Below are 21,866 nucleotides of genomic sequence, written 5' to 3' on the forward strand. Positions count from 1 at the left end.
ACCCTGTGCTCCAATCCGCCTTTTCGCTGCCTCATATTCACCATGGGAATGCCACTCTCCCTGCTTCGCATGCCCTCTCTGGACCTGGTGCGGGGTTTCGTCGCGGTGGGCCGGCGCATGAGCATCTCGCTCGCGGCGCAGGACCTGTGCCTCACGCAGTCGGCGGTCAGCAAGCAGATCCACGCGCTCGAATCTCTGCTCGGCGTGGCGCTGCTGGTGCGCGGGCACCGCTCGATCTCGTTCACGCCCGAGGGCGAGCGGCTCTTTCGCAGCGCCGACGGCGCGGTGCAGCAACTGCAGGACGTGATGGGCGGCATCCGCCAGTCCGGCGAGCAGCGCCCCGTGACGCTGAGCGCGAGCATCGGCATGACCGGGCTGTGGCTGCTGCCGCGGCTGGGCAGGGTGCAGAAGCTGCATCCGGGCGTGGACGTGCGGGTGTCCTCCAACAACCGGCTGGCCGACCTGCGCAACGACGGCATCGACCTGGCCATCCGATACACCACGCCCGCGCTGGCGCCGGCCGGCGCGGTGCGGCTCTTCGGGGAGACGGTGGCACCGGTGGCGCATCCCTCGCTCGGGCTGCGCTCGCTCGATGGGCCCGGTGTGCTGTCCGGGCAGTGCCTTCTGGCCTTCGACGATCCACAGCACCCCTGGCTGCAGTGGAAGGACTGGCTCGCGTCGGTGGGCTGGGCCGACGCGAAGCCGCAGGCGGTGCTGCACTTCAACCAGTACGACCAGCTGATCCAGGCCGCGCTGGCCGGGCAGGGCGTGGCGCTGGGGCGGCTGGAGCTGATCCAGCCGCTGCTCGACGACAGCAGGCTGGTGCGCATCGCGGCGCCCTCGCCGGCGCAGCCTTCGGGCCACGCCTACTGGCTGATCCAGGCCGAGGAGTCGCCGCGCGAGGACGTGCGCCACGTCGCCGAATGGCTGGTGGACGAGGCGCGAAGGTCGTCAGTCGGCTGAGGCCTGCGCCTTGCAGAACGCGATCGCCTCGTCGAGCCGGTCGTTGCCCCAGAACATCTCGTCGTCCACGAAGAAGGTGGGCGCGCCGAAGATGCCTTTCTCGGCCGCCGTCTCGGTCTGCCGCCGCAGCCGCAGCTTGTTGGCGTCCGACAGCGCCTCTTCGATGACGCGGTGCGCCGGCAGGCCAAGGGAGCCCAGCAGCTCGTGCATGGCCTGGGGCGAATCGATGTCGCGGTCCTCGGCGAAGTTCATCGACATGGTGCGGCGGCAGAACTCGCCCATCCACGGCTGCGAGGCGCCCACCAGCGCGATGCGAAGCGGCAGCACGGCAGGGCGCGGAAAGTGGCTCGGCCGCTGCCACGGCAGGCCGTACTTGCGGCACTGGCGGGCCATGTCCTTCCAGGTGTAGTCGCCCTTTTCCTTCTGCAGCACGAAGGGCGACGACTCCCAGCCGAAGGAGCGGAAGATCGGCCCCAGCAGGAAGGGCCGCCAGCGGACGGCGATGCCGTGCGCGGCGGCTTCGGCCTCGATGCGCATGGTGCTCAGGTAGCTGTAGTTGCTACCGAAGTCGAACCAGAACTCGATGGCGGCGCTCATTCGAACACCACCAGGCAGCGGGCCTCGATGCTCTCGCGCAGCGGCGCGTCGGCAGGCGTTTCGGGATGGTCGAAGGCAGCGTGCGGGGTGTAGCGCGAGACGCCGCCGAGCTGCGAGTCGTACTGCTTGAAGACCAGCGCCTCGTGCCGGTCCATCGCGGAGAAGTACGACCAGCGGTGCGTGGGCGAATGCGTCGCCAGGTAGATCTCGCCGGTGCGGCGCGGATAGCGCACCTCGGCGCTGACCAGGTCCTTCGCCATCACGGAACGCGCGTCGCACACGGCCAGCGGCGTGTCGAGCACCGGGCCCTTGATCGAGCGCCAGACATTGACGATGCAGTAGCGGCGCACGGCCGCGGCCTCTTCGGGATCGGTCAGCACCAGTGCGAGCCTGCGGCGGCCGGATTCCTCGGTGTAGTCGTTGTGGATGCGGCCGTTGGCAGCGGCCCGGCCGTCGGTCGCGCGGCGGCCGAAGCTTAAAGCGGTGCGGTCGGCCTCGCGCCGGCGCACCAGGTGGTCGAACACAAAGGCGCGTGCGCCGCCGGTGACGGCGCGCGCCAGCTCGGCCACCTCGCGGTGGTAGACGGCGGTGACCTCCGCGTCGTCGAGGAAGTCGCGCACTGCCGTGGGCGCGTCGCGCAGCACGAAACCCTCACGCTCGATGTCGGGCGGCGTGGCGGCGGTGCGCGCGTCGGCGATCGGCATGGGGCGCAGTTCGTAGCTGCCGCTTTCCCAAGGCGTGTCTGGCGGCGGCTGGAAGGTGTAGCTGAAGGGGCGCAGGGCGGAAGGCTGGAGGTAGTTCAGGCCTGCGGTGACGGTGCTCTGGGTGGTCATGCAATGGCTCCTTTGGATGGGTCCATTGGAGCGAGGCAGCGCCTTGGGCTCAAACGACTTTTTGGCGCCTTCGCATGAGCATCGGGAATGTGAAAGTCGGCTGTAAAGAAGAAAAACAGGGAAAGCGGCGTTCCTGTTGTAGGCTGCGAAATACTGTATGAAAATACAGTTAACAGTCATCACCATGGGCCTTCCTTTCCTCGATTCCTTTTCCGCTGCCGCGGGCCGTGGCGTCTGGCACGCCGACGAACTCGGCCTGGCCGACGCTCAGGTCGTCGCCACCGGCCATGCGGCGCTCGACGCCGAGCTGCCGGGCGGCGGCTGGCCGGTCGGTGCGATGACGGAACTGCTGCTGCCCGCGCCGGAGGCCCATGTCTGGCGGCTGCTGCTGCCGGCGCTGGCACAGGCGGTGGCCACCCGGGGCGGGCCGGTGGTGCTGATCGGCGCGCCCTACGAGCCCTGCGGCGCCTCGCTCGCGGCGCAGGGGCTTCCGGTGGAGGCGCTGATGTTGGTGCGCAGCGAGGCCCCGGCCGCGCGGCTGTGGGCCTGCGAACAGGCGCTGCGCTGCGCCGACGTGTCCGCCGTCGTGGCCTGGCTGCCGCAGGCGCGCGTGGGCGAGCTGCGTCGGCTGCAGCTGGCGGCCGCGCAGCACGAGGTGCTGCTCTTCGTGTGCCGGCCCGAGTCGGTGGCGCTGTCGGCATCGCCCGCGCGGCTGCGCATCCAGGCCGACCGCAGCGAAGCCGACGTGTCGCAGATCGAGCTGCACATCCTCAAGCGCCGAGGCCCGCCGCTGGCCGCGCCGGTGATGCTGCCGGCTCGCAACGAGCGCATGACCGCGCTGCTGGCCGCCGCCCGGCTGCGGCGCAAGCTGCGCCTGCAGCAGCAGGGTGTGGCCCCTGCGGGCGAGCCGGCAGCCTCGGCCACGGTGGTGCGCATCGACGCGTGGAAAGGAGGCCCGGATGCACTGGATCGCCTTGCGGTGGTTGCCTGAAGCCGGTACGACCGACACGCCCGAAGCCCTGGCGGCGATGCCCACGCCCGAGTCCCTGGGCTGGTGGGCCCTGAAGTACACGCCCCACGTCGCCTGGCTCGACGAAGCGCTGATGCTCGAAGTCTCCGCCTGCGAGCGCCTCTGGGGCGGGCGCATGACGCTGATGCGCCTGCTGCTGGCCGACAACCCCGTGCCCGACGCGCGCATGCTGGGCGCACAGGGCGCCACCAGCCTGATCGCGCTGGCGCGGCTGCGCCTGTTCGCCCGCGACGAGAAGCGGCCGAAGGAGATACCCGCCGGCCTGCCGCTGGACACCTTGACCGCCGCCCATGAGCACCTCGACCTGCTCGCGCGCCTGGGTTGCCGCAGCTGGGGCGATGTGGCTGCGCTGCCGCGCGGCGGACTCACGCGGCGCTTCGGCACCGGTCTTCGCGAGGCGCTCGACATCGCCTGGGGCCTGCGCCCCGAAAGCCATTCGTGGCTCACGCTGCCCGACGTGTTCGAGCAGAAGCTGGAGCTGCCGGCGCTGGCCGAGACCGCGCCCGAGCTCATGTGGTCGGCCAATCGGCTGCTGACCTCGCTGCAGTTCTGGCTGCGTGCCCGCCAGCGCGGCGCGCGTGCGCTGGAGTTGCAATGGACGCTCGACCTGCGGCGCCTCAACGGCGTGAACCTGCCGCCGCACGAGCAGCTCACCGTGCGCACGGCAGAACCCACGCAGGACATGGCGCACCTGCGCCGGCTGCTGTCCGAAAAGCTGGCCCTCGCCACGCTGGCCGCGCCTGCGAGCTGGATCAGGCTGCGCACCCTCGAGACCGATCCTTGGGCCGGCGCCAGCACCAGCTTCCTGCCGGAGGACAACCGCAAGGGCGACAGGCTGCACGAGATGGTCGAGCGGCTCAGCGTGCGGCTCGGGCCGCAGCAGGTGGTGGTGCCGTCGGCGCGGGCCGACCACCGGCCCGAGCGCAAGCAGGCATGGCGGCCTGCATTGCAGAAGGAGAAGGAAAAGGAGAAGCCGGCCGGCGACAAGAGCCGGAAGGAGGCTGCCGCGGCAGCTTCGCAGCCCGACGCCGTCTACCCGCCATGGCTGCTGCCCGAGCCACTGCTGCTCGAGATGGACGGCGAGCGCCCGTGCTATCGCGGCCCGCTGAGCCGGCTGATCGGCCCGCAGCGTGTCGAAACCGGCTGGTGGGGCGACAAGGAAGAGGGCGGCCAGCCCGCGATGCGCGACTACTACGTCGCGGAAAGCCCCGAGGCGGGGCTGGTGTGGATCTTCCGCGAGCGGCCCGCCGCGCGCTTTTCTTCCGGCGAGGTCCGCTGGTACCTGCAGGGCTTCTATGCCTGAGCTGAGCGACAAGCAGGAGAGCAGGCGGCAGCCCGCCAAGGTGCATGCGCTGCCGGTGCCGTTGCGCAAGGCGCCTTCGCTCGAGTTGCCCGACTACGCGGAGTTGCACTGCCTGACCAACTTCAGCTTCCAGCGCGGCGCTTCGACGCCCGAGGACATCGTGGACCGGGCCTACCAGCTCGGCTACAAGGCGCTGGCCATCACCGACGAGTGCTCAGTGGCCGGCATCGTGCGGGCGCATGTCTGCCTGCGCGGCATGGAGCACAAGCTCGACGAATACGAGCGCGAGAACCCCGACGAGCCGAAGATCCCGCGCAACCCGACCTTCCGCCTGCTGTTCGGCAGCGAGTTCCGCTTCGAGCGCTTCAGGCTCGTGGTGATCGCGGACGACACCGAGGGCTGGGGCAACCTCTGCGAGTTCATCACCGCCGCGCGCAACACCGAGCTGCCCAAGGGCGAGTACCGCGTGAGCTGGGAAGAAAGCGACGTGGCCTCGCTGCAGCATTGCCAGGTTCTTTTCGTGCCCGACCGCAACCCCGGCGGCGCGATGGACTCCGCCACGCTGCACGAAGACCTGCTGGCCGCCAAGGCGCTTTACGGCGGGAACCTCTGGCTGGCGGTTGAACTGTTCAACGAACTCGACGACGACCTCTGGCTCGTCTCGCTGATGCAGGCGGGCGAGGACGCGGGCGTGCCGCTGGTGGCTGCCGGCGACGTGCACATGCATGCGCGCTCGTGCAAGCCGCTGCACGACATACTGACGGCGGTTCGCGAAGGCAGGACGGTGGCCGAGTGCGGCTTTGCCCTGCAGTCGAACGCCGAGCGGCACCTGCGCCCGCGCATGCGGCTGGCCGAGCTCTATCTGTCGCGGATGCTGGAGAACACGCTGGTGGTGATGGAGCGGTGCAGGTTCGATCCGGAGGTGATCCGGGAGACCTACAAGTACCCGCTGGAGACCGTGGGCAATGATGAGACGCCTGCGCAGACGCTGGTGCGCAAGACGTGGGAGGGGGCGCTCGACAAGTACCCGCTCGAAAGATATGCCTCGGGCATTCCGGAAAGCGTCTGCAGGCAGGTCCGCAAGGAGCTCGACCTGATCCTGGAGCTCGAATACGAGATGTTCTTCCTGACGGTCGAGAACGTCGTGAGCTTCGCCAAGTCCCGGGGCATTCTTTGCCAGGGGCGCGGCTCGTCGGCCAACTCTGCGGTCTGCTTCTGCCTGGGCATCACCGCCATCAACCCTGACAAGGGAACGCTGTTGTTCGAGCGCTTCCTCAGCCGCCACCGGCGCGAGCCTCCCGACATCGACGTCGACTTCGAGCACCAGCGGCGCGAGGAGGTCATCCAGTACATCTACGAAAAATACGGCCGCGAACGTGCCGCCATCGCCGCCGTCGTCATCTGCTACCGCTCCCGCAGCGCACTGCGCGACGTGGGCAAGGCCATCGGCATCGACGAGCGGCTGATCGACGAGTTCGCGAAAGACCACTACTGGTTCGACGACACCGTGCTGAGCGAGCAGCTGCAGCGGGCGTCGGAGCGGGCGGGCGTGCGGGAGGACGAGCTCAAGCTGGAACACTGGATCGAGATGACGCGGCGGCTCAAGGGCTTTCCGCGCCACCTGAGCCAGCACGTGGGCGGCTTCGTGCTCACGCACACCAGGCTCACGCGGCTGGTGCCGGTCGAGAAGGCGTCGATGAAGGACCGCTCCGTCATCCAGTGGGAGAAGGACGACCTCGAAGCCATGGGCATGCTCAAGGTCGACGTGCTCGCGCTCGGCATGCTCAGCGCGATCCGCCGCGGGCTGGAGCACATGAACCGCTGGCGCGGCTCGACGCTGCAGATGCACCAGATACCCGGCGACGACCCGAAGGTGTTCGACATGATCTGCGACGCCGACACCATCGGCGTGTTCCAGATCGAGAGCCGCGCGCAGATGTCGATGCTGCCGCGCCTGAAGCCGCGCAGCTACGAAGACCTTGTGATCGAGGTCGCCATCGTGCGGCCGGGGCCCATACAGGGCGGCATGGTGCATCCCTATCTCAAGCAGCGCGAGCGCAAGAGGAAGGGGCTGGAGATACGCTACGAGAAGGACGAGCTGCGCCCCGCGCTGGAGCGCACGCTGGGCATCCCGATCTTCCAGGAGCAGGTGATGCAGATCGCGATGATCGCGGCGAAATTCACCGCCGACGAGGCCGACCAGCTGCGCCGCGCCATGGCCGCCTGGAAGCGCAAGGGCGGCCTTGGCAAGTTCCACGACAAGCTGGTGGACGGGATGGTGCTCAACGGCTACAAGGCCAGTTTCGCGGAAGCCATCTTCAAGCAGGTCATGGGTTTCGGCGACTACGGCTTTCCCGAGAGCCATGCCGCCAGCTTCGCGCTGCTGGTGACGGTGAGCAGCTGGCTCAAGAACTACGAGCCGGCCTGCTTCCTGGCGGCACTGCTCGATTCGCAGCCGATGGGCTTCTACAGCCCCTCGCAGCTGGTGCAGGATGCCCGCCGCCATGGCGTGGAGGTGCGCCCGGTCGACGTCACGCGCAGCGATTTCGACACCACCCTCGAAGCCCGCGACCCCCATGCCCCACGCATGCCGCCCGGCACTGACGAGCGCTATGCCGAACGCCTGGGCAACGAGAACCAGCCCGCGGTGCGGCTGGGCCTGAACCGCATCGCGAGCCTCAGCGAAGGCGGGGCGAAGCGTCTTCTCGCAGCCCGCGCGCAGGCACCCTTCACGAGCACCGAAGACCTCGCCCTGCGCGCCGAACTCGAAGGCAAGGACATGGCGGCGCTGGCCGCGGCCGATGCGCTGATGTCGCTCTCGGGCCATCGGCGCCAGCAGGTGTGGGACGCCACCGCGCAGCGACGAGCACCGGCCCTGCTGCGGGGTGTGCCGATCAACGAGCAGGCGCTGCTGCTGCCAGCTGCGTCCGAGGGCGAGGAGATCGTGGGCGACTACGCGGCGCTGCGGCTCACGCTGCGCCGCCATCCGCTCGCGCTGCTGCGCCCGAGACTTGCGCGCATGAAGCTGATGAGCGCCGCCGAGCTGCGTTCGCTCTCCAGCGGACAGACCGCGCGCGCCTGCGGCATCGTCAAGGGACGGCAGCGCCCGCAGACGGCCAACGGCACCATCTTCGTCACGCTGGAGGACGAGACCGGCAATGTCAACGTGATCGTCTGGAGCCATGTCATCGAGGCCTGGCGCGAGCCGCTGCTCAAGTCGCACCTGCTCGCGGTGCAGGGCACCTGGCAGCGCGACGACGACAGCGGCGGCAAGGTGCAGCACCTGATCGCCACCGGCTTCAAGGACCTGACGCCGCTCATGGGCCGGCTCGCGCAGACCAACACCAGCCGGGACTTCCATTGACCCCGCGAAAGCCCCGAATGCAACCGATCGTTTTGCGCCTCGCGCCTTCCGGGACTTTTCGCTAACCTGTTTCCTCCATGTCCGAATCCGCCGTTCTCGCACTCGCCGTCGCAGGCCCCATCGGGCCACCGCCTCCCGCGCCCGACGTGCCCATTCCCGTGCCTCCGCCGCACCAGCCTCCGATGCCGCCGCCGGAGGGCGATCCGCCCCCTGCAGAGCCGCCCGTGACCGACCCGGGCTTTCCGCGTCCGGTCACGGAGCCGCCGCCGATGCAGCACGCAGAGGCGGGTGTGCCCTTCGGCAAGCTGCATGCGCGTCGCCTGCGCGAGATCTACCGCTCGGCCGGCTGGCCGTGCTGCGACACCATCGAGGTCGAGCTGCTCGCGGGCGGCTATCTGGAGCGCGTTCGCACGGCGCATGGCCACGAGACGCTGCGCGTGACCGACGCCGGCATCGCACGCATCGCGACCACCCTCACCATCAACCGCGCCGCGCTGTCGCCGCACGAGGCGCTGGTGGAGCGCGTGGCGCGCGAGATGACTCGCGGCGGCCGCATCGCATGGCGCGGCCTGGGCCTTCGGGCCCGCCTTCCGCCGTTGGAAGAAGGTGGCAAGCCGCGCTGGTGCATGGCCCGGCCCGACGTGTTCTCGATCCGCAACACCAGCGTGGAGGCCTATGCCCATCCCATCGTGCACGAGGTGAAGGTGAGCCGCGCCGACCTGCTGGGCGACCTGCGCAAGCCCGACAAGCGCGCGGCTTACCTCGACCTGGGTGGCGAGTGCTGGTACGTGCTGGGCAACGACGCTAAGGGCCGCTGCATCGCGAAGCCCGAGGAGATACCCGCCGAATGCGGCGTGATGGTGCTGGAGGGAGAACGCCTGGTGGTGGCGCGCGCCGCGGTGCATCGCGCCTTCGAGCGCATTCCGTTTGCGGTGTGGCTGGCGCTGGCCAAGGCCCAGCCGATCCCGGGCTTCGAGGACGACGCGCAGGACATGCTGGTCTGACCAGCGCTGCACTTGCGGTGCGCCGGCGCGGCACCGTCAGGTGATGGCGTCGTAGCTCCGGTGCGCGATGGCGACCACGTCGTCGGGCAGGAACTGGGTCTGCATCTGGCGAAGGCCCACTTCGCGGTCTTCCGCGCTGGCGGTGCCGTCGAATATCCGGTCGCAGGACTCCAGCAGGCTTTTCACGATGCGCTCGTGGCGGTAGTAGGCGAGGGCCACCGCGTCGATGTCTTCCTTCTTCGCACCGTAGCCTTCTTGGAACAGCGCCTCTTCCCGCTGCTGGTTCCATGCGTGGCCGACACCACCGCCGATGAACATCAGGTCGCGCTCCTTCGGCGCGAGGATGAGCGCGTTCCAGCCGACGATGGCCAGGCGGTCGCCTTCTCCGTCGATATCGCCGACGAGCACGTTGCCCGCGTGGAGGTCGGCGTGGCAGGGCACCAGCTCCGGCCGGCGCTCGAGGAGGATGGAGGCGAGCTGCTCGCTGCGGTAGACGATGTTGTCGATCTCTTCCGCGTGCTCTTCGCAGAAGGCGAGGAAACGCCTGGCGATGTCGTCGCCCTTCACGTCGTTGATGAACCGGCGCTGGTAGCGGCGCACGCCTTCGCGCCAGCGATGGTCGTAGCGTTCGCGGGGAAGCGCGGCCGAGAGTGATTCGGGCAGCTCGGTGCGATGGATGGAGCCCAGCGCCGCGCCGAGCTTGACCCACTGGCCGTCACTCAGCGCGCGTTCGAAGCCGTTGCGGCCATCGAAATAGGGGTAGAGCACCCAGTCGAAGCCGTCGCCTCGCACGCTCAGCTCGCGGCCTGTTGCGGGCAGCGGTGCCATCACCGCTTCGATGCCTTTCTCGTGATGCAGGAAGGCCGGCACCGCGACCACGCTCTGGTCAAGACCGTTGCGGTGCAGCTTGAGGAAGTAGGCGGCGCCGTCGCTCGCATCGATGCGGAAGGCCGCGGAGTTCGCTTCGGCACCCAGCGGCAGGAATTCGGCGCGGATGTCGTGCAGTCCGTAGGCACCGGCAAGAAGTTGGGTGATGGCTTCTTGCGGCAGGTCGGGAGGTGTGAGCATCCGGGGACGGTAGCGCCGTCGGATGATGGGCGCGCCTCAGTGCAGCGGGTAGGCGCCCAATGGTTCGTGGCGGAAGGGGTAGGTGAAGTGCGAGCGGACCAGGCGGAACTCGGTGGCCGTCCAGCGGATGGGTTTCAGCGAGCGGGGGGCTGCCGCCTGTCCGGAATTTCGTGCGATCGTGATGTGCGGCGTCCAGCCCCGTTCGCCGACCCGCAAAGCGAAGCCGGCTTGCACCAATGCGCGGCTGATGTCGTGCTGAAGGCGCCGCAGGCCTTCGTGCTCCGAAGGCTGGACCACCGAGACATCGTTGGCCCACGTGCAGGAGCTGTCGAGCGTGAGCTGCAGCGGCTGCATCGACACTGCGGCGAGCGCCGTGCGCAGGCACTGTTCGGCGTGGCCTTGCTGATCATCGATGTACTGCAGCGTCAGGTGCATGCGCTCCACTGGTGGAAAGGAACAGCCCTTCGGCCACAACCAGTCCTTGCGGTGCGCTTCGATTTCAGCCTGCACCTGCGTGGTGGGGAAGAGTCCGACGAGAAGTCGATTGCGCTCGGCCATGGTGTGCTCCTTGGGGTGGTTTCAGGATTCCGGCGGCCACCAGCTTTCTGCCGTGGTCCGGATGACCCGCGCCGCCTGAGCGCGGATGTCGTTGGTGCCGTCTCGCCCATCGTCGTGGTCCTTGTCGCGGGCCACCTTGAAGGGCCAGGTCGAGATCCGGCCTGTGCGGGTGCGGGACGGCTGCAACCGGTGCAGCCTGGAGAAGAAAAGAACCTGCGCGGTGGGCGCAGGCGGACTGGCGGTGGTCATGGGCGTCGCCTCGATGTTGTTCTTGGAGACGAGGAATTCTAGAGAAATACTGTATGCATGTACAGTATTTCGGGCGACCGCAAACCCTTGAGAAAAAGGTCTTCAAGGCTGCGCCAGCGTACCGAGAAGTGCCTCGAGGTCGACTGCCGCCGCCATCGCCCTGTAACCGGCATCGCCCGGATGCAGGTGGTCGCCGGAGTCCATCGACGCCTTGAGCCGCGAGGGGTTGGCCGGGTCTCGCAGCAGGGCGTCGAAGTCGACCACGGCATCGAAGGCGCCGCCTTCGCGGATCCAGCGGTTCACGGCCTGGCGCACCTTGTCCTTGGCGGGCGAATGGTGGCCTTCGAGCGGCGTGCCTTCCAGCGCCCGTTCGTTCGGCGGGATGGTGCCGGCCATGATGCGGACGTTGTGGGCACGGGCCATCTCCGCGAACTGCCTCAGGCCCTGGATGACGGTCTCGGCGCGCATGGCGGGCTCGTTGGGCGCAAAGGGGCCGCCGGGCCAGCCGATGTCGTTGGTGCCCAGCAGGACGATCATGGCGCGCACGCCCGGCTGCGCGAACACGTCGCGGCCCGCACGCTCCAGCGCCGAGCGGCCCATGCCGTCCTTCAGCAGGCGGCCGCCGGAGATGCCGGCGTTGAGCACCCCAACGTTCCGCGCTGCCAGCCGCTCGGCCAGGGCGTCGGGCCAGCGGGTATTGGCGCCGGGCGTGGAGCCGTTGCCGTCGGTGATCGAGTCGCCGAGTGCGACGACGGTGGCCGGCGGCCGAGGCGTCTCGACGACCAGTCCGCTGAAGTAGACGCGGGTGCTCCATTGCGTGGCGGTCGCGGGCAGCCGTGCCGCGCCGGTCAGGTCGCCGTCGGCGACGTAGGCCGTCTGGCGCGCGTCGAAGTGGAAGCCCGAGGGCTGGCTGGGCCGCGGCAGGTAGAGCGACACGGCAAGCTCGGCGAGCGCGGGCAGGGCGATGTCCACCGGGTCGCTCACGAGGCGCGCACCGGGCGGCACGGTCACGTCGGCGTGCCCGCCGAAACGCAGCGGCCGGTCCGTGCCCTCGACGATGGCCGAGCCCTCGCCATGGCGCGCTACGTGCGCGGCGCCGATGTACAGCGGCGCAGTGCCGCCTTCGTTGCTGATCACGACACGCAGCCGCGATCCGCCGATGCTCAGTCGCGCGACCTGCCGCACGGTCTGGCCGTTGAACTGGAAGGGCAGGCCGGTGGGCAGCACGAAATCGCCGCCCCAGACGGGCTGGGTGCTGGCCATCCAGCTGGGGCTCCAGTAGGTGGCGGCAGCGGGTTCGGCGGCCGGTGCTGCGGCCGAGCCGATCAATGCGAGTGCGAAGGCGCCATGGCGCAGGGCCGAGGCGAGAGCGGATGTGGACATGGAGTTTTCCGGATGAAAGTTGAAGCGAGGCCACGACTTTCATTCATGCTCATCCAGATGGGTAGAAGGCAGAATGGCATCCACGCCATTCCATATCCGAATACATCATGGACACCCTGCGCGCTCTTGAAGCCTTCGTGCACAGCGTCGAACTGGGCAGCCTCTCGGGCGCGGCCCGCGCGCTCGGCACCACGCAGCCGACCGTCAGCAAGCTGGTCGCGGGGCTGGAGCGCTCGCTGGGCGTGCGCCTGCTGCGCCGCACCGCCGTGGGCCTGAGCTTGACCGAGGAGGGCCAGCGCTTCCATGAGCGTTCCCGGCGCGTGCTCGAGGACTACGGCGACGCGGTGGCCGACGCGCGCCAAGGCGTCCAGCAGCCGCGCGGCCTGCTGCGCGTGAGTGCGCCGGTGACCCTGGGGCAGCGGCACCTCAACGCGATGGCGCTGGAGTTCCTGGGCCTGTACCCCGACATCGAACTGGAGCTGGTGCTCGACGACCGCTTCATCGATCCGCTGGAAGGCCGCATCGACGTCTCTCTGCGCGTCGGCGGCACCTTGCCGCCCGACTTGGTCGCGCGCCGGCTGGGCTCATGGCCGCGCGTGCTGGTCGCCTCGCCCGAGTACGTCGCGGCTCGCGGCAAGCCGCGAAAACCGCAGGACCTGATGTCGCACGACTACCTGCGCTATGCCCCGGGCGATGACGGCGTGCTGCTCGACGGCCCCGAAGGCCCGGTCGCGGTGCCCGTGCACAGCCGCTACCGGGTGAACAACGCGGTGGCGATGCTCGATGCCGTGCTGGGCGGCGCCGGCATCTCGCTGCAGCCGACCTGGATGGTGGCCGACCTGCTCGCGCAGGGCCGGCTGGTGCGCGTGCTCGGCCGCCATACCGGTCCTGCGCAGGAGATGCACCTGCTGTATGCGGCGCGGCGCCACCAGCCACAGCGGGTGCGGGTGCTGGTGGACTTTCTCGCCGAAAGGGTGGCGAAGCTGCCGGGGGCGTCGGCAGCCTGAGCTTGCCGAATTCCGATCAGTTCAGCGGCAAGCGCAGGTAGGTGCCGCGCAGCGCCTCCTGGCCGACGCTCGGCTTGCTCCAGTCGCAAACGCCGTTCGGGAAGATGGTCTGCAGCCGTGCCAGATCGGCGCCCGCGATGGTCACGGAATAGTCCGCCGCATTGACCGGCTTCAGCTGGCACTTGAGAACGTCGTTCACCAGCGGCGAGCCGGCCACCATGCGCGGCGTGCTGAAGCGCGGGTAGACCTTGTTGCAGGCGGCGGCTGGATCGCTCGAGGCAGCCTCGTCGATGCGCTTGCCGGCGGCGTCCCAGCAGGCGTCGTTGGCGCCCGCGGGCTTGTTGCGCACCACCTTGTCGATCGATGGCGCGGACGTGTCGGCGGCCATGTTGTCCAGCCACTTGTTGATGAGGTCGAGCGAGGCCGACATGTAGTCGACTCCTGACTTCGAGCCCAGCGTCCAGATGATCTGGTTGTCGCTGCGGCCGTTGGCACGCTGCAGCCTTGCGCGGATGATCAGGTCCTGCATCGTGTCGTGGATGTCCCCCACCGAATCGGCGTTGCCGCGCTGCGTGACGATCGGGATGTTCGCCAGACCCGGCCCCTTGAAGCTGTTCTTGAAGCCGCCCGAGTAGGTGGCCTTCAGCGCGTCGAGGTCGGCCTCGGAGCGCGCGGCCTGGGTGTTGCCGTCGCCGTCGTAGCCGCCGACTTTCTCGTTGAGGTCGAGGAACTCCTTCACCGAGATCGCGCCGCTGTTGAGCGCAGCCAGGCCGTACTGGACGCCGGTGTTGTCGATGGGGCGCCGGGCCTCCTGCGTGCCTGCGCGCTTGCCCAGCAGGTTTACGTTGGTCTGGAACAGGTCGCAGCGGATGCCGTTGGGGTTGGTCGCGCGGTTGAACACGTTCGACGCGTTGGCCGCCTCCAGGAAACCGCAGCCCGGTGCGTTGTCGGACTTGATGATGCTCGCGAACGAGAGGTCCCATGCCACGCAGGTGTTGGTGTTGAAGCCGTTCACCGCGTTCTGCTTGGCCGTGGTCCAGGTGGCCGTGTCGAGCTTGTAGACGTTGTTGAGCAGCCGGCACTCCATCACCTCGGGCATCAGCGTCTCGGGGAACGAAACGATCGGCTGGATGCCGTCGAGCAGGCCCGGGTAGAGCTGCGCGATCAGGTATTGCTGGATGGCGCCGCCCGAACCGCCGAAGCCGACGGTCCACTTGGGCACGGCGCCGAATTCCTCGATCACGTGCTCCTTCAGCATCATCAGCGTCTCGCCCTGCAGGTGCGGGTTGGCGTGCTGGTTGTTCCAGAGCTCGGTCGAGTTCATGAAGGCGAAGCCGCGAGAGAGCTGGATGTGGCCCGCGTCTCCGAGGATCGATTCGATGGGGTGCACGCCCTGGTTGTACTGGGCGGAGCCACAGCAGTCGAAGTACACGACCAGCTTCCTGTTCCATCCGGGGCCCGGCTTCCAGGTTGCAGGAGCGTTCTTGGCGGGGTTGTCGAGCACCGCGAGCCGGTACACGCCGCGGTTGATGGTGCCGGACTCCACGCGCACGATGTAGGGCACGGTGTTGCCGTCGTTGGTGGTCGTGGTCGCGAGGTCGGCAGGGCGCGTGCCCGTCGGGTCCGAAAGCGGTTTGAAAGCATTGGAGGTGCTGCGGTAGTACCAGACCACCTGCGTCGCAGCCGAACAGTCGGCATCGAGCGGCGCGCCCAGGCCGTTCTGCACCGTGCGGCATTCATAGGGCGAGATGTGCGGGCCCGAAAGGATCGGGCCGGTGATCGGGTAGTTGACCAGCTTGACCTCGGTGCGCTGCGCACTGTTGTCGGCATTGCTCACCACCAGTGAATTGGTGCTGCCGGTGCTGCTAGACGCATCGGTCGTGAGCCCGGTGACGAGGCCGCGCAGCACGCGGGCCGTGCTGTCTGCCACCGGCACCTGCGCGCTCACGTCCTTGCCGTTGAGGCTCACGCGCACCTTGTCGAGCGCGACGCCCACGGGTGCCGTGATCTCGAGCAGCGTGTCGCCACCGCTGATCATGTCGGGCGCCGACGAGAGCGTCTTCACCTGGAAGGCCGCTGGCGTCGGCGTCGAAGGCGGCGGGCTGGCGCCGGGAATGAACGAGAAACCGGGGCCGCTGTCGGAGCCTCCCCCGCATGCGGCGACCAGCAGTGCGCCGGCCATCGCGACGAGCCCGGCCGCAACGGCACGGGAGGGGCGAGGCCACGGAAAAACCCGCTTGCGCGGGCGGCGGGGTGTAGCGAACATGAACGTCTCCTGTGTTGTATGTCCTTGAAAGAATACGAATGGACGTTCCGGGCCGCGGTCGTTGCGACGACAGATGACGCGCGAATTGCTACAGGTAATCCCTGATCCCCACGATCCCGCCGGCGAGCCTGCCGCCCTGCAGGCGATGGAGGAGATGGTGCGGCGCTCCAGGTGGGCGTCGGCTCTTTCGCACGCCGATCTGGAACATGTGCTCGGCAGCATGCAGGAGCGGCAGTTCGCGCGCGGCGGCTGCATCGCGCGTGCGGGGGAACTGGTCGAGCACTGGATGGCGCTGATCGACGGCTTCGCCAAGATGTCGGTGGCCTCGGAAGACGGGCGGGTGTCGACGCTGACCGGCGTTTCGGCTGGCGTGTGGTTCGGCGAAGGCTCGCTCTTCAAGCACGAGGCCCGCCGCTACGACGTGTTCGCGCTGCGGCCCGCCCGCGTGGCACTCATGCCGCGCCGGACCTTCGAATGGCTGCGTGGCACCAGCGTGCCTTTCAACCACTACTTGCAGGACCTGCTCAACGCACGCCTCAGCCTCTTCATCGGAGCGCTGGAGCACGAACGCCTGCTCGACACCGACGCGCGCGTCGCGAACTGTCTGGCGAGCCTGTTCAATCCTGAGCTCTATCCCCATGCGCCTCGGTTCCTCGAAGTGGGGCAGATCGAGATCGGACTCCTCGCGAACGTGTCGAGGCAGCGCGTGAACGTCGCGCTGCAGCGATTCCAGGCGCTGGGGCTCATCCGGCTCGAAAAGCGCGGGCTGACCGTGCTGGACCCCGCAGGCCTGCGCGGCTACAGGGCAACGTGCAACTGTGCGCTCGCCGAAGAGGGCGGGCGCCACGGCTCAGGTGCTGCGTAGCTGGCGCGTGCCGACGGGCGTCTCCGGCCCCGTGCGCACGTTGCGCTCGATGAACTCCCGCGCAATCGCCTCGACGTTCGCCGGCGGCGGTGTGTTGAAGGACATGCGGTACTTCAGCAGCTTGCCGTTGCGCACCGCGAGGTAGGTGAACGAGTCGTAGGCCTTGCCGTCGCGCGCATGCACGAGGCGGAACGAGACACTGCGAAAAGTCAGCCCTTCGATGCGGACGTCCCTCGTCGGGCCGATCCGCGCGCTTGCATACACGCCCTGCGCTGCGGCGCGCTGCACCTCGGCGATGGTGCTTCGGAAGTGATCGTCGAACTGCGAATCGCCGACGCCCGGCTGCCAGCTGCGGTTCATGTCGTAGACATAGACGTCGATCCAGCCCAGGCTGCTCTCGAATCGATGGCTGTTGCCCAGTCCGGCGTTCAGCGCTTCGTACGACTTGGAGTTGATGTAGCGCCACTGCACCTCGGTCGGCTGGGCCGGCGCCGACTCGGTCGCGGCATCCGTGGCTGAAGGCGTCGTACCCGGAGCGCTGGCACATGCGCACAGGAGCGCGGAGAGGAACAGAGCGAACAGCAGCCTCATGAACTGGCTCCGAAGAAGGTGAAGCCGGATGCTACGTGATCGGGAGGCTGGACGAAGGCGTACTAGCGCGAGGCTTCGTGTGCGGTTGCCACCTTGCGTGGGCAATGCTCAGGGAGCATGGACTGGAGCGGGTGAAGGGAATCGAACCCTCGTATGAAGCTTGGGAAGCTGCCGTTCTACCATTGAACTACACCCGCATTTCATAACCCGTTGATTTCTAACGAGTTATCGGCCTAAGTGCCTGATTCTACAGAGGAAAGAAGCCTTTTCGACTTCGACCGTGTTCCCAACGTCATCCGGTCACGACGACAGCCGGGAGTATAGGGGCATGTTGTTCGACGTTCGTGCTGCCAAGCAGCTCAAGCGTGGCGAGCATCTCGTCGTGGAGGGTTGCGAGGGGCTGCGCCTCGTCACATCCGCCTCGAGGGATGACATGGACCTACCGCTACAAGCAGCCGGAAACGGGACGGATGAAGCAGACCTGGATCGGGCTGTATCTGATCGTCGCTCGGGACGTCAATGATGCATTTGCTGGCGGCCCGTATTTCTGGTCCTTTACTGTGGAACCGCGACTGGAAGACTGGGTGCATAGCTACTCGGAACTTGGTCCCTCCGGTCCCGACATTGCCAGCGCGCCAATTGATCGCTTCCACATGAGGACGCTTCGGGCCAATGAGATCAGGCCGCTCGATTTGACGGCTGACCTTCAGCGGCTCTCTGACTTCCTGAATCTCCGAGATCACGGGTTCCATTTCTACCACCTACCCAACGGCTGAACGCGCTCATTCGAAATCGACCTCAGCCTCCTCGTAGTTGCCTTCATCATCGAACCGGATCACCACCGTCGAGGCACCGTAGAAGGCCTGAGTCGCATCGCGGCACTCAAGATATCCGCCGTCGGGAAAGCTGATGCAAAGTACCTGCGGCTCCATCGCCGCTGCGGCGGAGTCCAACTCACTTGCATAGCGGCGACGATCTTCTTCACTCGCCTCCGATCCCGCTGCTTCTGCTATCTCATCCGCAGCCTGTCGTCTGAGTTGTGCTTCGTTCTTCAACACCTTGGGCAGCAGCGCCTTGGCGTAGGCGATTGATTCGATCTGACGCTCCCGGGAATGATCTTCCTCGTCGAGGTCGATGAGCAGGCGGACGTGGTGCGTACCGACCTGAATGTCGCCCACCCATTCGGAAGTCTCCCAGAAAAGACTGCCGAGAACCGGGTCGAGGTTTTCGGCGAGAAGTTCTTCTGCGTGCGCCATATTCAAGTGCTCGTCTGATTGCTGATTGGGGCGGCGGCTCGTTGCCTGTGCCTTCGGGCGGGAATGTTGCCACCCGGGTTGCTCGACCGGTCCGCGCTGCATGAATCCCTCACCCAAAAACATGCCGGTTCGATGGCGGCCCCGGGAACGAAAAAGCCCGCTTGGGGCGGGCTAAGACGCAGGCTGGCAGCCAGAGTTCAACAATGGTGAACCGTCCGCTGCTCAAAACTTGCGCTCAGGGTCTTGCTTGATGCAAGTTCCATCCGCCACGACTCTCAGGTGCTGCGTCTTCTTGATGGCCCCTCGTTGGGTAAACGAAAAAGTACCACTTAGCCGATTGATTCGCACAGAAGTCTGCAACGAGATTTGGCGATCTTTCAGATTACCGTTGCTGACCAAGTACCACTCATGATCACGGCTAAGGTTCTTGCCAGTCATCTTGGCCTCGCCGTTCTCCATGTCTCTTGACATCAACACCCCAGCAACATCGCGACCGGCGACGTCGATATTGAGCCTCCCGTCTTCGTCCACTACTTCAACAGCTACTGTTTCTGCCACTGGCTTCTCGTCATCATTGAATGCGATGAAACCTTTTACGTCGCATCTCAAAAACACTGACTCCGAAGCCGTGGCAGCTGAGCTGGCTACAGCGCAAGCGACGACGAGCATGGCCTGAATGCGGAAGACTCTGCTCATAAAACGACGGCAGTTGATTGACATGTTGTCTGATGGATGCTGGTTGGGTATCGAGGCTCGTGCGGAATGAGCTGCGATAGAGAGCGCTCGGCACGCAGGGTGGGGCAATGGCAAAGGCCGTCTTGCCGGCGACCCTCGTGCTATGTGCGCCTGTCCTCTAGAACTCGAAAGGTGATGTTGTCGCCCGACACCTGCTCAATCGACATCTTCAAGTTGCGGAACGTGATGGTCGAGGCGTTGCGTGGGTAGGTGAGGTTCTGAAAGAACGCCACGCGCGCCAAGCCTTCGGGACTGAACTCGCGATATGTAAGGTTTATCGCGCTGTCAGTGATGCCGGTGAACAATATTTCGTAGTTAACGAATCCCTTGTTGGTGTTCACCCTGGTCCTGGGCTGGCGAATGAGTGTGCCATCCGGTGGCGAGATCTGCAGTGTGTAGATCACCATGACGTGATCCCCGTTCAGACCGGGGTTGGTGGCAACAACTCGTGGAAGGAGCTTGCCGTCATCGCCGAGAAGAGCCGCTTGGTATTGGATGGGGTTAGCTTGATTCGCGACTACTTGGTAGTCTTTCCCCTCAACAGCCATGCGCCCCTTTACTTGGTAGCTTTGCCCTTCTAGGAAAGCAAGGTTTACTGGGCCGCCGGTCATCGTGAATGACTTGTTGGGTGTGGCGGATGGCTCTTCGAAAGAGTCCTCCCAGTAGTCCTGAACCTTCACCATGGGGTCGCCGACATTCACGGTGAGCGGTTTGCCAACCTCGTAGTTGCTCTTGAGCACGTGTTGATTACCCAGATGCCGCACCCCCTCAGGGCGTAGCGGCGCAGTGCATGCCGTCAGGGCCACGGTCGCGGCCAGAATTCCAAGTACCTTCATTTCCTCTCTCCACTAATGCTGTGACTATAACTATCCGTTACAGCGCCTCACAGAGCGGGAACCCTGCTGTTTCGGTTGAGGCGGGAAGAATCGCTCGACGACCGCGGTGGTCTGCTCGATGAGCGCCGTGTCCTCCGTGTGCTCGCCCAGATCCACCAGCAGGTTGGCCAAATTCTTTCGAAGAGTCGGCCGCTGCTGAGCGGCGATCTGGGCCAGGTACTCCACCAGCGCTCGCACTGACGGCTCGGCATCAGCTCCGACGCGCTTGAGCGGCGCTCGCTCGGTCTTCGGCCCTTTGCCAGTCTCCAGCCATTCCGGCGAGACCCGCAGGCGCCCTGGCGATGGACACGAGTTCCCGCGGGCGTTGCCTCAGGCCGGACTCGATGTTGCCGATGGCGCTCTGCGCCACACCAGCCTCGTTTGCCAGCCGAACCTGGCTCCAGCCAATCTCGCATCTCTGCTCGCTGATGCGACTGCCGATGGACATCGTCGCTACCGCTTCGCTTTGCTGAGTCCGCGTGCCATCGCGAGCATCGCGGCCTGCTGCGAGCGTGATCATGTTCAGGCCGGCCTCCAAGGTCTCCGGACCGTCACCCGACGGGCCGCGGCTACACTCCACACGTCGAAATGGCAGGCTTGGTCTGGGTAGGCCCAAGCCCTTTCCTTCTCTTCAAAGGAAAGCTCTGGCCGCGCACGCAGTGCGTGACCCCCGACAGTCCCGCGCCGCCGTGCGCTTTGCGGGCCTGTCCAGTGCCATTGACGGTGAGTGGCTCGTTCAGGTCCTTGTTGACGGAGCCATTCCATGACCATCCAGCATCCCTCCAAACCCATCGTTCTCATTCACCTGGCCGCCAGCGTACAGGGCCGTGCCGTCGTGCGCGCCGCGCTGGCTCGGGGGTTCCGAGTGCGAGCTCTGGTGCGTGACCGCGCCCGAGCCGACGCGTTGCCATCGGGCCCAGTCGAATGGGTCGAAGCCGACCTCGACGATTCAGAGGCCTTGCGCGCCGCCAGTGCCGGAGTGGGCCATGCCGTGCTGCAGGTGCCGACCGGCCCTGCCGACACGATGGCCGCCCAGGCGGCCCGTGCCGCCACCGCGCTGGTCGATGCTGGCCTGCGTTCCATCGTGCTCAAGCTGGCCAGTGCGAGCAGGCCCACTCAGTGCGCCGAACCGAGTTTCGTCGGCAACGCCCGCGTCGAAGATGCCGTGCGGCGAGCCGGTCTGGCCTGCGTCACGGTCCGGCCCACGATGTACCTGGACAACCTGCTCAAACCGTCGGCACGCCGGGAGATCATCGAAGACGGGGTTTTCGCACCGCCGATCGCAGCCTCTCAGCGCATTGCCTGGACATCTGTCGATGACTGCGCCCGTGCAGCGGTTGAGTTGTTGGAGTGCAGCGCCACGGGCGACTACCGCATCGCGGGGCCGCAGAGTCTTGATGGCGATGAGCTTGCGGCCTGTATCTCCGCAGGTCTTGGCCGACCCGTCGCCTACCGCGCACAGGCCATTGACGTGTTCGAACGTGAGGTAGATGCCACCATGGGCGCGGGAATGGGGAAGCGCATTGGCTCGAAGTTTCGATATTTCGAGGCCCACCCTGAAGAGGCGGACTCGATCCTGTCCCGGCCTTGCACGCCTCAAAGTGGCTTGGAAGAATTCAAACCCACCGACGTGCAGACATGGATACGTCTGCACCAGCGGGACTTTCTTTGCGATGGCGAGCCCCAATAACCAATTGCCGCGATGATGACTGCGCCGTCGGCGCACAAGGAGGCTCAGGCAGGCGGCAATGCTGAAAGCCAGAAGCGCAGGCTTGATGCGGCGGTCAGTGAGCGTGATCGATACAGGTCCCGCGATTGACGACGCAGCGCCCGCGGCGGAAGAAGAGCCAGCCGAGGCCTGATTCTTGGCGTAGGTTTTCAGTGAAACTGCGGTGTTCTCACCGGCGGGTGTGCTCTTA

Annotated in this window: 21 protein-coding genes and 1 tRNA gene; 9 read left to right on the forward strand and 13 right to left on the reverse strand. The window is 66.7% G+C overall.

The features are described from left to right. Window positions 1-48: 48 nt before the first annotated feature. Entirely contained in the window at window positions 49-963 is a 915-nt protein-coding gene (locus G369_RS0100905; protein ID WP_026346119.1) for a LysR substrate-binding domain-containing protein, read from the forward strand. Here the strand turns inward: G369_RS0100905 and G369_RS0100910 are convergent. Further along, a complete protein-coding gene (locus G369_RS0100910; RefSeq protein ID WP_019652088.1) occupies window positions 952-1,560 on the reverse strand; it encodes a 2-hydroxychromene-2-carboxylate isomerase in 609 nt (202 codons plus the stop codon). The genes G369_RS0100905 and G369_RS0100910 overlap by 12 nt on opposite strands. Then, window positions 1,557-2,393, reverse strand: a complete 837-nt coding sequence (locus G369_RS0100915) for a CmcJ/NvfI family oxidoreductase (RefSeq protein ID WP_019652089.1) — start codon at window positions 2,391-2,393, stop codon at window positions 1,557-1,559. The genes G369_RS0100910 and G369_RS0100915 overlap by 4 nt, the downstream gene beginning before the upstream one ends. Before the next feature lie 184 nt (window positions 2,394-2,577). On the opposite strand from G369_RS0100915, the gene imuA reads away from it, so the two are divergent. From imuA to G369_RS0100935, 4 genes are all read left to right on the forward strand, one after another. Then, window positions 2,578-3,384, forward strand: a complete 807-nt coding sequence (gene imuA, locus G369_RS0100920; RefSeq protein WP_019652090.1) for a translesion DNA synthesis-associated protein ImuA — start codon at window positions 2,578-2,580, stop codon at window positions 3,382-3,384. Next, window positions 3,353-4,726 carry a Y-family DNA polymerase gene (locus G369_RS0100925; protein WP_019652091.1) on the forward strand — a complete coding sequence of 458 codons (1,374 nt, stop codon included), beginning with the start codon at window positions 3,353-3,355 and terminating at the stop codon, window positions 4,724-4,726. Before imuA ends, G369_RS0100925 begins: the two co-directional genes overlap by 32 nt. After that, window positions 4,719-8,090 (forward strand): error-prone DNA polymerase, encoded by a 3,372-nt coding sequence (locus tag G369_RS0100930; protein ID WP_019652092.1) that lies wholly within the window; start codon window positions 4,719-4,721, stop codon window positions 8,088-8,090. Before G369_RS0100925 ends, G369_RS0100930 begins: the two co-directional genes overlap by 8 nt. Window positions 8,091-8,167: 77 nt before the next feature. After that, on the forward strand, window positions 8,168-9,094 hold the full coding sequence (locus tag G369_RS0100935; RefSeq protein ID WP_019652093.1) for a hypothetical protein: 927 nt from the start codon (window positions 8,168-8,170) through the stop codon (window positions 9,092-9,094). Between the two features lie 36 nt (window positions 9,095-9,130). Here G369_RS0100935 and G369_RS0100940 read toward each other — a convergent pair whose 3' ends face one another. From G369_RS0100940 to G369_RS0100955, 4 genes are all read right to left on the reverse strand, one after another. Continuing rightward, window positions 9,131-10,162, reverse strand: coding sequence for a phosphotransferase enzyme family protein (locus tag G369_RS0100940; protein ID WP_019652094.1), 1,032 nt, complete (start codon window positions 10,160-10,162; stop codon window positions 9,131-9,133). A gap of 36 nt (window positions 10,163-10,198) precedes the next feature. Next, entirely contained in the window at window positions 10,199-10,720 is a 522-nt protein-coding gene (locus tag G369_RS0100945; RefSeq protein ID WP_019652095.1) for a 2'-5' RNA ligase family protein, read from the reverse strand. 21 nt (window positions 10,721-10,741) lie between these two features. Beyond that, window positions 10,742-10,969, reverse strand: coding sequence for a hypothetical protein (locus G369_RS0100950; protein WP_019652096.1), 228 nt, complete (start codon window positions 10,967-10,969; stop codon window positions 10,742-10,744). Window positions 10,970-11,071: 102 nt separating this feature from the next. Then, the gene (locus G369_RS0100955) at window positions 11,072-12,352 is read right to left on the reverse strand and encodes an SGNH/GDSL hydrolase family protein (RefSeq protein WP_019652097.1); all 1,281 of its coding nucleotides are present in this window, start codon (window positions 12,350-12,352) and stop codon (window positions 11,072-11,074) included. A gap of 107 nt (window positions 12,353-12,459) precedes the next feature. Here G369_RS0100955 and G369_RS0100960 point away from each other — a divergent pair, with 107 nt between their 5' ends. Beyond that, the gene (locus G369_RS0100960) at window positions 12,460-13,359 is read left to right on the forward strand and encodes a LysR family transcriptional regulator (protein ID WP_019652098.1); all 900 of its coding nucleotides are present in this window, start codon (window positions 12,460-12,462) and stop codon (window positions 13,357-13,359) included. Window positions 13,360-13,375: 16 nt separating this feature from the next. Here the strand turns inward: G369_RS0100960 and G369_RS35260 are convergent, their stop codons facing one another. Further along, window positions 13,376-15,625: a DUF6351 family protein gene (locus G369_RS35260; protein WP_157773608.1), complete on the reverse strand. Its 2,250-nt coding sequence runs from the start codon at window positions 15,623-15,625 to the stop codon at window positions 13,376-13,378. 85 nt (window positions 15,626-15,710) lie between these two features. Here G369_RS35260 and G369_RS35265 point away from each other — a divergent pair, with 85 nt between their 5' ends. Beyond that, a complete protein-coding gene (locus G369_RS35265) occupies window positions 15,711-16,490 on the forward strand; it encodes a Crp/Fnr family transcriptional regulator (protein ID WP_244164264.1) in 780 nt (259 codons plus the stop codon). Here G369_RS35265 and G369_RS0100975 read toward each other — a convergent pair. Next, entirely contained in the window at window positions 16,476-17,081 is a 606-nt protein-coding gene (locus G369_RS0100975) for a hypothetical protein (RefSeq protein WP_019652101.1), read from the reverse strand. The genes G369_RS35265 and G369_RS0100975 overlap by 15 nt on opposite strands. A 123-nt stretch (window positions 17,082-17,204) precedes the next feature. Further along, a tRNA-Gly gene (locus G369_RS0100980) sits at window positions 17,205-17,278 on the reverse strand. 231 nt (window positions 17,279-17,509) lie between these two features. Here G369_RS0100980 and G369_RS0100985 point away from each other — a divergent pair. Beyond that, window positions 17,510-17,857: a hypothetical protein gene (locus G369_RS0100985; protein ID WP_019652102.1), complete on the forward strand. Its 348-nt coding sequence runs from the start codon at window positions 17,510-17,512 to the stop codon at window positions 17,855-17,857. Window positions 17,858-17,863: 6 nt separating this feature from the next. Here G369_RS0100985 and G369_RS0100990 read toward each other — a convergent pair whose 3' ends face one another. The 4 genes from G369_RS0100990 to G369_RS0101005 form a co-directional block, all read right to left on the reverse strand. After that, complete coding sequence (locus G369_RS0100990; protein ID WP_157773610.1) at window positions 17,864-18,439, reverse strand: hypothetical protein; 576 nt, start codon at window positions 18,437-18,439, stop codon at window positions 17,864-17,866. Between the two features lie 120 nt (window positions 18,440-18,559). Then, complete coding sequence (locus G369_RS38390) at window positions 18,560-19,057, reverse strand: hypothetical protein (protein WP_157773612.1); 498 nt, start codon at window positions 19,055-19,057, stop codon at window positions 18,560-18,562. A gap of 116 nt (window positions 19,058-19,173) precedes the next feature. Then, a complete protein-coding gene (locus G369_RS0100995) occupies window positions 19,174-19,908 on the reverse strand; it encodes a hypothetical protein (protein WP_020722901.1) in 735 nt (244 codons plus the stop codon). A 250-nt stretch (window positions 19,909-20,158) separates the two neighbouring features. Further along, window positions 20,159-20,467: a helix-turn-helix domain-containing protein gene (locus G369_RS0101005; protein WP_157773613.1), complete on the reverse strand. Its 309-nt coding sequence runs from the start codon at window positions 20,465-20,467 to the stop codon at window positions 20,159-20,161. A 243-nt stretch (window positions 20,468-20,710) separates the two neighbouring features. Between G369_RS0101005 and G369_RS0101010 the strand changes: the two genes are divergently transcribed. After that, window positions 20,711-21,637, forward strand: a complete 927-nt coding sequence (locus G369_RS0101010; RefSeq protein WP_019652107.1) for an SDR family oxidoreductase — start codon at window positions 20,711-20,713, stop codon at window positions 21,635-21,637. The last annotated feature ends 229 nt before the right edge of the window (window positions 21,638-21,866 follow it).

The organism is Variovorax atrisoli 110B (genome assembly GCF_000382045.1).
Classification (GTDB): domain Bacteria; phylum Pseudomonadota; class Gammaproteobacteria; order Burkholderiales; family Burkholderiaceae_C; genus Variovorax; species Variovorax atrisoli.

Excerpts from the sequence above, each read along its gene's own strand:
- G369_RS0100905 (WP_026346119.1), top strand. The coding sequence starts at position 49 with ATGCCACTCTCCCTGCTTCGCATGCCCTCTCTGGACCTGGTGCGGGGT.
- G369_RS0100910 (WP_019652088.1), bottom strand. The coding sequence starts at position 1,560 with ATGAGCGCCGCCATCGAGTTCTGGTTCGACTTCGGTAGCAACTACAGC.
- G369_RS0100915 (WP_019652089.1), bottom strand. The coding sequence starts at position 2,393 with ATGACCACCCAGAGCACCGTCACCGCAGGCCTGAACTACCTCCAGCCT.
- imuA (WP_019652090.1), top strand. The coding sequence starts at position 2,578 with ATGGGCCTTCCTTTCCTCGATTCCTTTTCCGCTGCCGCGGGCCGTGGC.
- G369_RS0100925 (WP_019652091.1), top strand. The coding sequence starts at position 3,353 with ATGCACTGGATCGCCTTGCGGTGGTTGCCTGAAGCCGGTACGACCGAC.
- G369_RS0100930 (WP_019652092.1), top strand. The coding sequence starts at position 4,719 with ATGCCTGAGCTGAGCGACAAGCAGGAGAGCAGGCGGCAGCCCGCCAAG.
- G369_RS0100935 (WP_019652093.1), top strand. The coding sequence starts at position 8,168 with ATGTCCGAATCCGCCGTTCTCGCACTCGCCGTCGCAGGCCCCATCGGG.
- G369_RS0100940 (WP_019652094.1), bottom strand. The coding sequence starts at position 10,162 with ATGCTCACACCTCCCGACCTGCCGCAAGAAGCCATCACCCAACTTCTT.
- G369_RS0100945 (WP_019652095.1), bottom strand. The coding sequence starts at position 10,720 with ATGGCCGAGCGCAATCGACTTCTCGTCGGACTCTTCCCCACCACGCAG.
- G369_RS0100950 (WP_019652096.1), bottom strand. The coding sequence starts at position 10,969 with ATGACCACCGCCAGTCCGCCTGCGCCCACCGCGCAGGTTCTTTTCTTC.
- G369_RS0100955 (WP_019652097.1), bottom strand. The coding sequence starts at position 12,352 with ATGTCCACATCCGCTCTCGCCTCGGCCCTGCGCCATGGCGCCTTCGCA.
- G369_RS0100960 (WP_019652098.1), top strand. The coding sequence starts at position 12,460 with ATGGACACCCTGCGCGCTCTTGAAGCCTTCGTGCACAGCGTCGAACTG.
- G369_RS35260 (WP_157773608.1), bottom strand. The coding sequence starts at position 15,625 with ATGTTCGCTACACCCCGCCGCCCGCGCAAGCGGGTTTTTCCGTGGCCT.
- G369_RS0100975 (WP_019652101.1), bottom strand. The coding sequence starts at position 17,081 with ATGAGGCTGCTGTTCGCTCTGTTCCTCTCCGCGCTCCTGTGCGCATGT.
- G369_RS0100985 (WP_019652102.1), top strand. The coding sequence starts at position 17,510 with ATGACATGGACCTACCGCTACAAGCAGCCGGAAACGGGACGGATGAAG.
- G369_RS0100990 (WP_157773610.1), bottom strand. The coding sequence starts at position 18,439 with ATGCAGCGCGGACCGGTCGAGCAACCCGGGTGGCAACATTCCCGCCCG.
- G369_RS38390 (WP_157773612.1), bottom strand. The coding sequence starts at position 19,057 with ATGTCAATCAACTGCCGTCGTTTTATGAGCAGAGTCTTCCGCATTCAG.
- G369_RS0100995 (WP_020722901.1), bottom strand. The coding sequence starts at position 19,908 with ATGAAGGTACTTGGAATTCTGGCCGCGACCGTGGCCCTGACGGCATGC.
- G369_RS0101005 (WP_157773613.1), bottom strand. The coding sequence starts at position 20,467 with ATGATCACGCTCGCAGCAGGCCGCGATGCTCGCGATGGCACGCGGACT.
- G369_RS0101010 (WP_019652107.1), top strand. The coding sequence starts at position 20,711 with ATGACCATCCAGCATCCCTCCAAACCCATCGTTCTCATTCACCTGGCC.